Origin of the sequence: Nitratireductor kimnyeongensis (assembly GCF_019891395.1) — a bacterium.
GTDB classification, from domain to species: domain Bacteria; phylum Pseudomonadota; class Alphaproteobacteria; order Rhizobiales; family Rhizobiaceae; genus Nitratireductor; species Nitratireductor kimnyeongensis.
In genome coordinates this window covers 3,626,629-3,639,045 of record NZ_CP078143.1, presented here as the reverse complement: position 1 = coordinate 3,639,045, position 12,417 = coordinate 3,626,629, and the positions used below count along the sequence as shown (strand labels likewise).

Here is a 12,417-nt window from a genome sequence, read left to right as displayed (position 1 = left end):
CTACCTTCTTGTCGTCTCAGCGGTGCCACCGGTTTCTCCGGCAGCGGGAAGTATGATGCGGATCATCGCGCCGATGCCGCCATGGAAATCAGCAGGAGCATCGTGCAGTTCCAGGCGCCCTCCATGGTCCTCGATGATCTTCTTAACGATGGCCAGGCCGAGGCCCGTCCCCTTGTCTCGCGTTGTCATGTAAGGTTCGAGCAGACGCTGGCGGTTTTCCCGCGGCAATCCCTTGCCATTGTCGATCACTTCGATCTGGATAAATCGGCCACTGATACCCGCATTGATGCGGATCGCGCCCGGCTGGCCATTGCTCCGCTCTGCAGCGTCTATCGCCTCTGCGGCGTTTTTGATTACATTGCCGAAGGCCTGGCCCATCAAGCGCGCGTCGAAACGGCCCATCAACGGGTCATCCGAGATATGCCTCTCAAAGCTGATCTCATTGCGGGCAACCTCGACCAGGAATGAAGCCTCGCGCAGCGGTTCCCTCAGATCGAGATACTGAATGTCCGGCTTCGGCATCCGCGCAAAGGCCGAGAATTCGTCGACCATTCGCCCGATATCACCGACTTGCCGGATGATCGTATCGGTACACTGATCGAAGATCTCCCTGTCGTGTTCGATAACCTTGCCGAACCTGCGGCGGATACGCTCGGCGGACAACTGGATCGGTGTCAGCGGATTTTTGATTTCATGCGCAATGCGCCGTGCAACGTCCGCCCAGGCCATCGACCGTTGTGCCTGCATCAGATCGGTGATGTCGTCGACCGTTACCACGTAGGAATGCTCATCGTCCTCGTTGACGCCTTCTTCCGTTGTAATCTGGATATTGAACGTACGTTCCGATCCGCTTCGAAAGAAAGTAGCCTGTTCGCGGTAGACGGGGCGGCCTGATCTGCGCCCTGTCTCGAACACGCGCCCGAGATGCGGCAGAACAGCCGAGAGATTCCGGTTCACCGCTTCATGCGCGGAAATGTCGAGCATCGCCTCGGCGGAGCGGTTGACCATGGCAACCGAACCGTCTGCCTCGACACCGATAACCCCGGCGCTCACACCCGACAGCACGGCCTCTGTAAAGCGCCGCCGCTCGTCAATCACGTCCTTGGCCGCGATGAGCTGATCGCGCTGTGATTTGAGCTGTTGTGTCATCTTGTTGAACGTGTCGCCGAGGAGGCCAACATCGCCGTCGGAGGAACGGACTGGGACGGTCACATCGAGATCGCCGGTGGACACCGCGCCAGCCGCACCTATCAATTGGCGTATCGGACGCACCAACCTGTCCGCGACAGCGATGCCCGTCCAGATCGCCGCAAGAACGATCGCGAGCGTCACGACGAGATACAACAACGCAAAAGCGATTTGCGTGTTGCCGCGATTTCCTTCGAGTGACCGGTACTCGTCGGTGTTGGTGCGCACGATTTGCCGTGCTTTCAAGACCTCGGGATCCAGCAGAGCTCCGGTATAAAGATAGGCGTCGGGGATATCCTGAAGTTTGTAGACAGCCGTCACCAGATTGGTGCCTCCGATTTCGTTGAAGGCGATCTGGGAGCTGTTGGCGATCTCCATCGCATTGCTTCCGGGCCGGGGAAGCGGGATATCTTCTGTCATCTGCGCGCTCATGATGACAGAACCGTCTTCCCGGACAAGTTCAGCATCCGCGAGGCCGCGCAGCATGGCTTGACGCGTCATGAAATCGCGAAACCCATACCGGTCGAGATTGTACAGTGTGCGGGCCTGATCAAGCCGAACACCCATGCTTTCTGTCGTGCCCTGCAGACTTCGCGCGTTTTGCTGCACATAGGCATCGGCAATAGAGAGCGAGGAATAGACAATCACCTTCGTTCTCAATTCGAACCACCGGTCGAGACCCAGCTCAAGCGTAACCGAGGCAATCACGGCGACAAGGATCGCCGGTATCGCCGCCACCAGCGAGAACATCGCGATAATGCGCACGTGCAGGCGAGACGCTGCTCTCTGGCCCTTCCGCGATTTGTAGATGCGAAGCCCCTCGAGCACGATCAGCCCGAACAAAAGCATGATGAAAGCGAAATTCACCGCGATCAATAGAAGCGTGGTCTGCGCATCCGGTGTAAAAGGCGTGAGCCCCAGAAGAACAGCGAAAGACACTGCGGCTGTCAGAAGGGCACCGAGGGCCGCAGAAACGCCGATATAAAATGTGGCTGAACGACCACGCCGCACAGGCGAAGCCGCGACAAAAGACTGCGTCGGCGAACTCTCTGACAAGCTTACCATAACTCCCGCTTCTGCTCTCCAACACCGCCCCAATGTTGCACATATGCAACGACTGTCACCCGCTGGCAACAGTTGCATTTCTCAACATTGCGGCATTGCTGGGGCAAATTGGGGATCTGCAAGGTCCAAGATGGACATGCAGGCCGGTTTTGGACCCCGGTCAGCCAGCGCCCCGATAGATGTTGATTCCGTAGTCGCGGATCTTCTTGCGCAGCGTGTTGCGATTGAGCCCGAGGAGATCGGCCGCCTTTAGCTGGTTTCCGCCCGTTGCCGTCAGCGCAGCGATCAGCAGAGGCTGTTCGACATCCGCGAGGACTCGTTGATAAAGGCCGGCTGGCGGAAGTTGGTCCCCGAACTGGCCGAAATAGCGTTGCAGATGCTGTTCGACCGCCTGTGTGAGTGTCGTCTCCTCTGGCAGCGCATCCTGCTGACTTGCACGCAAAGCTCCGGCGGCACGCAACTCCTGTTCGATGATCTCGGCGGAAATCTCATCCTGCGGATAGAGTGCTGCCAGGCGTCGCACGAGGTTTTCCAACTCGCGCACATTGCCCGGCCAACGATAGCTCTTAAGCCGGTCGAGCCCATCCGAGCCAATGCGTTTGGCCTGAAGACCTTCCTGTTCGGCCCTTGCAAAAAAATGCCGTACCAGATCGGGAATATCCTCGGCCCGCTCCCGCAAGGGGGGCAGGCGCAGCGGGACCACGTTCAGCCGGTAGAACAGATCTTCACGGAAAAGGCCCTGGTCGATCAGCGTTCTGGGATCCTTGTTGGTGGCAGCCACGATGCGCACATCGGTGCGGATCGGCGTGCGCCCGCCGACCGTCGTATACTCTCCCTGCTGCAGAACGCGCAGAAGCCGGGTCTGCGCCTCCATCGGCATGTCGCCGATCTCGTCGAGAAAGAGCGTTCCGCCCTCAGCCTGTTCGAAGCGGCCGAAGGAGCGTGCCTGAGCACCGGTAAATGCCCCTTTCTCATGTCCGAAGAGCTCGGATTCGATCAGGTCGCGCGGGATGGCGGCCATGTTGATTGCCACGAACGGGCCCTTGCGCCTGCGACCATACTCGTGGAGCGCTCGCGCCACGAGTTCCTTGCCCGTCCCGGATTCGCCGCTGATCATCACCGTAAGATCGGTCTGCATCATGCGCGCCAGCAGACGATAGATTTCCTGCATTGCAGCCGAACGACCAATGAGAGGCAGGGCGTCCGGCGCATCGGCGCTCGCACTTTCCTTCTGGTTCGATTTCGGCTCCGAAAGCGCGCGTCCGACGATGTTGACGAGTTCTGTCAGATCGAAAGGTTTTGGCAGATACTCATAGGCACCAACTTCAGAGGCCCGGATCGCGGTCATGAACGTATTCTGGGCGCTCATGGCCACGACCGGCAGGTCGGGGCGTACCTTGCGGATTCGTGGCAACAGGTCGAATGCATTGCCGTCGGGCATCACCACATCGGTGATCACCAGATCCCCCTCGCCTGCAGAAACCCAGCGCCAGAGCGTCTCGACGTTCGATGTGACCCGCACATCGTGACCCGCGCGTGAGAGTGCCTGATTGAGCACTGTGCGGATGGCTGCGTCGTCATCGGCGACGAGAATGCTGGTCATGCGGGCGTATCCTCTTCGTTGAGTAGGACATCCTTCCGGCGCGCTTCGCGCCAGGCAGGCATCAGGATGCGGAAAACCGTGCCGCGCTGACCGGAGGATTCGCACTCGATGACGCCGCCATGCGCACCGACAATCTTGGCAACCAGTGCGAGCCCCAGACCGGAGCCATTCTGTTTGGAGGTCACAAAGGGATCGAAGATGATCTGCCGAAGATCCTCCGGAATCCCCGGTCCATTGTCATGAACGCAGAACTCCAGCGGCAGTGCCACCCGATCAGGCGAGCCCGGTACCGACAAGCGAATGCCCGGCCGGAATGCCGTCGTCAGCCTGATCTCGCCATCGTCTCTGTCGCCAATGGCTTCAGCAGCGTTCTTCACCAGGTTCAGGAACACCTGAATCAACTGATCACGGTTGGCCCAAACAGGCGGCAGGGAGGGATCGTAGTCTTCGACAATGCTCACCTTTCGGGCAAAACCGCTTTTGGCGACCGCCTTGACGTGGTCGAGCACGAGATGGATGTTGATCGGGTCGCGCTCCACAGGACGTTCGTCGGAAAACACTTCCATACGATCCACCAGCGCGACGATCCGGTCCGTTTCCTCCGTGATGAGACGTGTCAGGGCGCGATCCTCGTCCGTCACCGCGTGTTCGAGCAATTGTGCGGCGCCGCGAATGCCCGAAAGCGGGTTCTTGATCTCATGCGCCAGCATGGCCGCCAGGCCGGTCACCGAACGCGCCGCCCCTCGATGCACCATCTGCCGGTCGATCTTGTCGGCCATGGAACGTTCCTGCAGGAGAAGCGCCACCGCGCCCGGCACTTCCGAAACAGGTGCGGCATGAATATCCACCATGCGTTCCGCCCCCAGCCTCGGCGAGGAAATGTCCACACGATATTCATTGATGGCCACACGCTGCTCGCGCACCTGCTCCACGAGTGCGATCAAGGGGCTGCCAAAGGGTACGAAATCCTCGAGCCGGCTGCGGGCGAGGATGGAGGCGCCGGAGCGAAAGAAATCCTCCGCTTCCGCATTGACCTCGACCATGAAACCATCGCGGTCGATCATCACCATCGGGTGCCTGAGCGTGTTCAGGAGAAGAGTGGCCGGGCCATTCTCCATGCGTTTGCGCTCCTCCGGTGTGTTCATGCGGCCAGACGCTCCTGGTGTCTGCGGAAAAGCCCCCGCAGAAGGCGCGAGACGTCACGGTGATCGCTCCCCGTCATGATCGCCTTGCGGCATTCCGGATCGACCTCGCCAAGATGCCGGTCCATGTACCAACCAAGATGCTTGCGGGCGTGACGTGTGCCGTGCTCCGTACCGTAAAGGGTGAGCATTGCCTCGTAATGATCGATCACATAGTCAGCGAGGTTTTCAGGCCGGCAGTCAGCATTGGCAGCAACGGCTCCGGCCGTCCATGGCGCACCGTAATGCGCGCGTCCGATCATCACGGCATCCGCGCCGGACGCCGCAAGAATGCCAGCGGCGTCCTCCGCCGTGTTCACATCGCCATTGGCAATAACGGGAATGCCGACGGCATCCTTTACCGCCGAAATGGCCTGCCAGTCCGCCTTGCCTTTGTAGAACTGGCAACGTGTGCGCCCGTGCACCGTTACCATCGCCACGCCGGCATTCTCTGCGCGGCTGGCGATTTCCGGCGCGTTGAGCGCATTTTCGTCCCAGCCAAGCCGCATCTTGACCGTAACGGGCACCCGTACCGCCGCGACAACCGCTTCGATCAGGCTCAGCGCATGGTCGGGTTCACGCATCAAGGCCGAGCCGGAATAGCCGCCCGTCACCTTCTTGGCCGGACACCCCATGTTTATGTCAATGATGTCGGCGCCTTCCGCCTCGGCAATCCGGGCGCCCTCGGCCATCCAGTGCGCTTCCCTGCCGGCGAGTTGCACCATGTGCACGTCCACCTCGGGGCGGCGCATGCGACGCGCCGATTCCGCCTTGCCACGTGCGAGTTCACCGCTCGCCACCATCTCCGAAACCACAAGCCCCGCCCCGTGCGCATGAGCACGGGCGCGAAAGGCAAGATCGGTCACGCCTGACATCGGTGCCAAAAACGCTCTGTTGCGGATCGTGACAGCCCCAACCATGAGCGGTGTCGAAAGAGATTCATCGGGTGAGATGCACAAATTTAAAGCACCTTTTGTTCGTGCTTATTATTTAGCCACTTCAGACCTCGCCTGCAACACACAATTCGCGTGGAATGGGTGCCATGTAAATTCGGCTGGCCTTTCGCGGCGTGTCTTATTATGCGTCTGCCCTATGGACAAGCAGATGCACCACTCCGAAACCCTCGCCGCGGCGGATCGCCTGGCAACTCGTTCCGCGGGAGAAGTCGCTGCCGTCATCGTCGCCGCCGGCCGCGGCGAGCGCGCAGGCCAATCCACCGAGGGGCCGAAGCAATACCGCCTGATCGGCGGCAAGCCGGTTTTGCGTCACACGCTCGAGACGTTCCTTGCCGATCCCCGCATCGGACGCATCGTGGTCGCAATCCATCCTGATGACGAGGCGCTCTTTGCCGAGACAACAGCCGGGCTTTCCGATCCGCGTGTCCAGGCGATCCATGGCGGTCACTCAAGGCAGGCTTCCACGCGTCTCGCCCTGCTCGCACTCTACGATCCCGCACCTCAGACCGTCCTGATTCACGACGGCGTGCGCCCCTTCATCGACCGGGAGCTGATCGACCGGATCATCAACACCGTTGAAGACGGACAGGGCGCCCTGCCCGCGCTGCCCGTCGCAGACACGGTCAAACGGGCCGGCCCCGCAGGATTTATCGCCGAGACCGTTCCACGCCACGACCTCCACGCCGCCCAGACCCCGCAGGGCTTTCCTTTCGCGCTGATCGCGGCTGCCCATGAGCGCGCGCACAAGCTTGGCCGTGAGGATTTCACCGACGACGCCTCGATTGCCGAATGGGCAAGAATACCTGTCCGTCTCGTCGCTGGCGCCGTGGACAACATCAAGCTCACCTGGGCGCGCGACATCGCGCTTGCCGACGAACGCCTCAACCGCCCGACCACCTTTCCGGATGTGCGAACCGGCAATGGCTACGATGTTCACACCTTTACCAATGGCGACGCCGTCATCCTGTGCGGGGTCAGCATTCCCCACACGAAGCGTCTTTCCGGCCATTCGGATGCCGATGTCGGCCTGCATGCGCTCACTGACGCGCTGCTTGCCACTTGTGGCGCCGGAGACATCGGCACGCATTTCCCGCCGTCCGATCCTCAGTGGAAGGGTGCTGCCTCGCACATTTTCCTCGAACACGCCGCCCGCATCGTGCGTGATGCCGGCGGCCGCATCGCCAATGCGGACGTTACCATCATCTGTGAAGCGCCCAAGGTCGGTCCCCACCGGGAAGCAATGACCAAAGCCCTTTCCGCCATGCTCGGCATCGCGCCACACCGCATCTCGATCAAGGCCACGACCAACGAGAAAATGGGGTTCATTGGCCGCGAGGAAGGCATCGCGGCCATTGCCACCGCCAGTGTAATCTATCCCGGCGAGGTTCCTGCATGAGCGGTTTCGAGACGCCCGCCCGCAAAGTGCTGAAGGCCTGTGAAGCGCGCGGCATCATGCTGGCCACCGCCGAATCATGCACCGGCGGCATGATCGCCGCGGCCCTGACGGACATCGCCGGTTCGTCCTCCGTCGTCGATCGTGGTTTCGTCACCTATTCCAACGAAGCCAAGATGGAGATGCTCGGGGTGTCAGCCGAAACACTCGCAGCCCATGGCGCGGTTTCGCGGGAGACGGCGCTCGAAATGGCGTCCGGCGCACTGGCCCGTTCACGCGCTGGCGTGGCCGTTGCCGTCACCGGCATTGCCGGGCCCGATGGCGGCTCAGCGGAAAAGCCTGTCGGCCTCGTCTGGTTCGGTCTGGCGCTTGAAGGACACGAACCCGTCGCGCAATCGCACATCTTCTCGGGCAAGGATCGAGCAGGCGTCCGGGCTTCCACAGTCGAAACGGCACTGGATATGGTGCTTTCGACCCTGAAAACCGCTTAAACGCCTGTCCCGTAGACCGCATCCGCGCGGCGCTCGAAGGCTTCGGAAAACATGCGGAACGCCCGGTCGAACATTGCCCCCATCAACGCGCCCAGCATCCTGCTCTTGAATTCATACTCGATGAAAAAGTGGATGTCGCACTGCTGATCGCCGGCGGGCTCGAAACGCCACTCGTTTTTCAGGAAGCGAAACGGACCATCCACATAACGCACATCGATGGCCGCATCTTCCGGCTTTAGCGTGACCTGGCTTGTGAACGTTTCCCGCAGCGCCTTGTAGCCCACCGTCATGTCGGCGACGAGGAGCGTGATCCCGTCGCGTTCCTTGCGGGTGCGCACGGAAAGCGCTTCGCACATGGGCACGAATTCGGGATATTTCTCCACATCCGCGACCAGCGCGAACATGTCTTCAGGCGTGTGCGCCACCCGGCGCACGGTCTCGAATTTCGGCATCAGTTCGCAGCAGAATCCGCAGCGCTCAGGCGCGCATCACGTGCGGCCTTCAGCTTGGCGAAATCCTCGCCCGCATGGTGCGAGGAGCGCGTGAGCGGGCTCGACGACACCATGAGGAAGCCCTTCGTGTAAGCCACGGTTTCGTAAGACTTGAACTCTTCGGGCGTCACGAATTTCTTCACCGGATGGTGCTTGCGCGTCGGCTGCAGATACTGGCCGATGGTCATGAAATCAACATTGGCCGAGCGCAGATCATCCATGAGCTGCAACACTTCGTTGCGCTCTTCGCCAAGCCCCACCATGATGCCGGATTTCGTGAACATGGTCGGATCCAGCTCCTTCACCTGCTGGAGCAGCCTCAGCGAATGGAAATAGCGCGCACCGGGGCGAACTTTAAGATAATTCCCCGGTACCGTCTCCAGGTTGTGATTGAAGACATCGGGCTTTGCTGCAACCACGATTTCCAGTGCGCCATCCTTGCGCAGGAAGTCGGGCGTCAGGATCTCGATGGTCGTTTCAGGCGACGCGGCACGGATCGCGCCGATCACATCGGCAAAATGCTGCGCGCCCCCATCGGCCAGGTCGTCGCGGTCGACCGAAGTGATGACCACATGCTTCAGCGCCATTTCGCGCACGGCCTTGGCGACGTTTTCCGGCTCGTTGATATCCACCGGACCGGGAATGCCCGTGGCGACGTTACAGAAGGCACAGGCGCGGGTGCAGATCTCGCCGAGGATCATGAAGGTCGCGTGCTTCTTGTCCCAGCACTCGCCGATATTCGGGCAGCCCGCCTCCTCGCACACGGTCACGAGCTTGTTGGATTTCACGATCTCGCGGGTTTCCAGATAGCCTTGCGAGGTCGGTGCCTTGACCCGGATCCATTTGGGCTTGCGCAGCACCTCCTGATCGGGCCGGTGCGCCTTTTCAGGGTGCCGCGGGCGCGGCTTGGCGGTGACAGTATCGAGAATCGTGACCATGTTTGTCCTATCGCGCCCGGCTGGAAGACGAGCGTCCGAATACCCAGAGGATCAGGATCGCGCCAACAATGGCGATCACCAGATTGCCCAGAAAACCGTAGAACGAGATGCCGACCAGACCGGCAAGCGTTCCGCCGACGAAGGAACCGGCGATGCCAACAAGGATGTTGGTCAGAAAACCATGATCGCGGTTCATCGTTTTCTCGGCCACGTAACCGGCCAGAAAGCCGATGACGAGCAGGCCGAAAAAGCCGACGCCGGGCATTCCCAGAAGACCGTAGCTCTCTTCCATCATCCTGTTCCTCGTTCGATGTTCCCCCGCATATAGTCCAGTTGGTGCGGGGGAAACAGGGCCCTTCAGCCCATTTTACGCGTTGAGCGTACGCCCATAGGCATCGAGCACGCTCTCCTTCATCATCTCCGACAGGGTCGGATGCGGGAAGACCGTGTGCATCAGCTCTTCTTCCGTGGTCTCAAGGTTCATCGCAACGACGAAGCCCTGAATGAGCTCGGTAACCTCCGCGCCGATCATGTGCGCGCCGAGAAGCTCGCCCGTCTTCTTGTCGAAGATCGTCTTGACGAAACCCTGGTCTTCGCCGAGCGCAATCGCCTTGCCATTGGCGGCAAACTGATAGCGTCCGACCCGGATGTCACGACCGGCATCCTTGGCTTTGGCTTCCGTCAGCCCCACCGAGGCAACCTGCGGATGGCAATAGGTGCAACCGGGGATCAGGCCTGTGTCGAGCGCGTGGACACCCGGCACACCGGCGATCTTTTCGATGCAGATCACGCCCTCATGCTCGGCCTTGTGTGCCAGCATGGGCGGCCCGGCCACATCGCCAATCGCATAGATGCCTTCAACATTCGTGCGCCCATAACTATCGACAACCACACAGCCGCGATCCGTCTTCACGCCAAGCGATTCAAGGCCGAGATTTTCGATATTGCCCTGCACGCCAACGGCGGAGATCAGCTTTTCTGCTGAAATCTTCTCCACCTTGCCGTCCTTGGTCTCCACATGGGCGGTGATCCCGTCCTTGGTCTTCTCGACCTTGGCAACCTTCGCCTCAAGCTTGAACTGTATGCCCTGCTTCTCGAACTGGCGTTTTGCGAATTTGGAGACTTCCGCATCCTCGACCGGCAGGATCTGTGGCATCAGTTCCACCACCGTTACATCCGCGCCCATGGTGCGGTAGAACGAAGCGAACTCCATGCCGATGGCGCCGGAACCCATCACGACCAGTGATTTCGGCATGGTTTTGGGAACCATCGCCTCGAAATAGGTCCAGATTTTCTCACCATCAGGCTCGATGCCCGGAAGAACGCGCGGGCGCGCACCGGTTGCTACGATGATATGCTTTGCCTTGTACGTGCCAGCACCCTTGGTGTTTTTCGGCATGGGTGGCTGCGGCTGCATTGCCTTCTTGGAAGGCTCGGAGACAACGACTTCGCCCGGTTTGGAAAGCTTGGCCTCGCCCCAGATCACGTCGATCTTGTTCTTTTTCATCAGGAAGCCGACGCCGCCATTCAGCCGCTGGGAGACCTTGCGCGAGCGGTCGACGACGGCATCCACATCGGCAGAAATCTTGCCGTCGATGGTCAGGCCGTAATCCTTGCCGTTTTCGGCATAATGCTTGATTTCTGCCGAGCGCAGCAGTGCCTTGGTCGGGATACAGCCCCAGTTGAGACAAATGCCGCCCAGATGCTCGCGCTCCACGATCGCCGTTTTCAAACCAAGCTGTGCAGCCCGGACGGCGGTGACATAACCACCGGGGCCCGATCCTATGATGATAACGTCGTAATTTTCAGCCACAGCTGGTTTCTCCTTGTAGTCGAATCATTGTCCGGGCGCGGTCTTTACACCGCGCCCCGAGATTTTCAGGCCCGCATAGCCCCACGCAGGCCGAAAGCGATGAACAACAGGAACACGCCGTTCGAAAGCAGCTCAATCGCCAGCAGTATTCCCAATATCGTTGCTGCCGACCATGGCATGTCGGCAAGGATCATTACGCCCAGAATGAGCGAGACGACACCGGAAAACAGCACCCATCCCCAACCGGAAAGCGGTCGGAAGGAAAAGGAATACATGACCTTCACCGCCCCCAGCACCAGAAACATGACCGCCACGAGAATCGTGAGCGAAATGATTCCGGCCCCCGGCCGTGCGATGATCGACACACCGACCGCGAGGGTCAAAACACCCAGCAGCAATGCCCACAGAAATCCGCCCCAGCCGCGAACCCGAAAAGCCTGTACGATCTGCACGGCCCCGAACAGCACGAATGTCCAGGCCGCTAGGATCGCCGCCGTCATGGTGGCGGCAAACGGATTTGCCAGGGCCAGAATGCCGCCGATCAGCGAAATCGCTCCTAGCAGAGCCAGCCAGCCCCAAGATGCATGTACACTTTCATTTTCCATCGCGTTTGCCATGCTTCACCCCTCCTTCTTCAATGCTCAAGCATGTCTCTCACGACCGGGGCGAGCCCCCGGCCAATGGAGCTCGTGTTTTCAGCATCCAGATGAACGCCGTCAAGCGGACTTGTGCTTGCCACAGAACCGGAATCGAAAAAACCCGCACCGGTCTCCTTGGCCAGCGATTCGTAAAGGCCGGCCAGCTTGGCGGATTCGATACGCGCGCTTTCAAACAGGGCCGCAAAGTCGGGATCCGGCGTTTCACAGGCTGGAGGCGGTGACATTATCAGCACCCTTGGCGCAGTTTGACCCAACGGATAATCATGCCCGCGCACAAGGTCGATCAGTCGCCTCATGCCCTGTTTCGCTCCGAATGCGTGGCCACAGATGAAGGGCTTCATGTCGTTGGTGCCAAGCATGATGACGACCAGATCGAGCGGTGCGTGGCTGGTCAGAAGCGTTGGCAGAACCCGTGCGCCATTTCGGTCCGCGCCCGAGGCGAAGTCGTCGAAAACCGTGGTGCGGCCATTCAGCCCTTCGGCGATCACGCGTGCCGTGCCGCCAAGTTCCGCTTCAAGAACGCTCGGCCAGCGAACCTTATCCGCATGCCGCCCGGGGCCATCAGGGTCATACCCCCATGTCAGCGAATCGCCAAAGCACAGGATGGTCTTCATCGTTTGCCCCCGAGATAGCAGTCCA

At 60.3% G+C, this 12,417-nt stretch carries 12 protein-coding genes; 2 read left to right on the top strand and 10 right to left on the bottom strand.

Annotation, left to right across the window (positions count from 1 at the left end; genetic code table 11):
• The 4 genes from KW403_RS17250 to dusB form a co-directional block, all read right to left on the bottom strand.
• On the bottom strand, positions 1-2,253 hold the full coding sequence (locus tag KW403_RS17250) for a sensor histidine kinase NtrY-like (RefSeq protein ID WP_223020644.1): 2,253 nt from the start codon (positions 2,251-2,253) through the stop codon (positions 1-3).
• Positions 2,254-2,413: 160 nt separating this feature from the next.
• Positions 2,414-3,856, bottom strand: coding sequence for a nitrogen regulation protein NR(I) (ntrC, locus tag KW403_RS17245; RefSeq protein ID WP_223020643.1), 1,443 nt, complete (start codon positions 3,854-3,856; stop codon positions 2,414-2,416).
• On the bottom strand, positions 3,853-5,001 hold the full coding sequence (locus KW403_RS17240; protein WP_223020642.1) for a two-component system sensor histidine kinase NtrB: 1,149 nt from the start codon (positions 4,999-5,001) through the stop codon (positions 3,853-3,855). Before KW403_RS17240 ends, ntrC begins: the two co-directional genes overlap by 4 nt.
• Complete coding sequence (gene dusB / locus KW403_RS17235; protein WP_223020641.1) at positions 4,998-5,957, bottom strand: tRNA dihydrouridine synthase DusB; 960 nt, start codon at positions 5,955-5,957, stop codon at positions 4,998-5,000. The genes KW403_RS17240 and dusB overlap by 4 nt, the downstream gene beginning before the upstream one ends.
• A 184-nt stretch (positions 5,958-6,141) precedes the next feature.
• Here dusB and KW403_RS17230 point away from each other — a divergent pair, with 184 nt between their 5' ends.
• Together KW403_RS17230 and KW403_RS17225 are read left to right on the top strand one after the other, a co-directional pair.
• Complete coding sequence (locus KW403_RS17230) at positions 6,142-7,389, top strand: bifunctional 2-C-methyl-D-erythritol 4-phosphate cytidylyltransferase/2-C-methyl-D-erythritol 2,4-cyclodiphosphate synthase (protein ID WP_223020640.1); 1,248 nt, start codon at positions 6,142-6,144, stop codon at positions 7,387-7,389.
• A complete protein-coding gene (locus tag KW403_RS17225) occupies positions 7,386-7,877 on the top strand; it encodes a CinA family protein (RefSeq protein ID WP_223020639.1) in 492 nt (163 codons plus the stop codon). Before KW403_RS17230 ends, KW403_RS17225 begins: the two co-directional genes overlap by 4 nt.
• On the opposite strand, the gene KW403_RS17220 is transcribed toward KW403_RS17225, so the two are convergent.
• From KW403_RS17220 to KW403_RS17195, 6 genes are all read right to left on the bottom strand, one after another.
• Complete coding sequence (locus KW403_RS17220; protein ID WP_223020638.1) at positions 7,874-8,329, bottom strand: type II toxin-antitoxin system RatA family toxin; 456 nt, start codon at positions 8,327-8,329, stop codon at positions 7,874-7,876. The genes KW403_RS17225 and KW403_RS17220 overlap by 4 nt on opposite strands.
• Positions 8,329-9,306, bottom strand: coding sequence for a lipoyl synthase (gene lipA, locus KW403_RS17215; RefSeq protein ID WP_223020637.1), 978 nt, complete (start codon positions 9,304-9,306; stop codon positions 8,329-8,331). Before lipA ends, KW403_RS17220 begins: the two co-directional genes overlap by 1 nt.
• A gap of 7 nt (positions 9,307-9,313) precedes the next feature.
• Positions 9,314-9,598, bottom strand: a complete 285-nt coding sequence (locus KW403_RS17210; protein WP_007007442.1) for a GlsB/YeaQ/YmgE family stress response membrane protein — start codon at positions 9,596-9,598, stop codon at positions 9,314-9,316.
• A gap of 75 nt (positions 9,599-9,673) precedes the next feature.
• Positions 9,674-11,119 carry a dihydrolipoyl dehydrogenase gene (lpdA, locus tag KW403_RS17205; protein WP_223020636.1) on the bottom strand — a complete coding sequence of 482 codons (1,446 nt, stop codon included), beginning with the start codon at positions 11,117-11,119 and terminating at the stop codon, positions 9,674-9,676.
• 65 nt (positions 11,120-11,184) lie between these two features.
• Positions 11,185-11,736, bottom strand: a complete 552-nt coding sequence (locus tag KW403_RS17200; RefSeq protein WP_223020635.1) for an HdeD family acid-resistance protein — start codon at positions 11,734-11,736, stop codon at positions 11,185-11,187.
• A 17-nt stretch (positions 11,737-11,753) separates the two neighbouring features.
• Positions 11,754-12,392 carry an SGNH/GDSL hydrolase family protein gene (locus tag KW403_RS17195; RefSeq protein WP_223020634.1) on the bottom strand — a complete coding sequence of 213 codons (639 nt, stop codon included), beginning with the start codon at positions 12,390-12,392 and terminating at the stop codon, positions 11,754-11,756.
• Between the last annotated feature and the right edge of the window lie 25 nt (positions 12,393-12,417).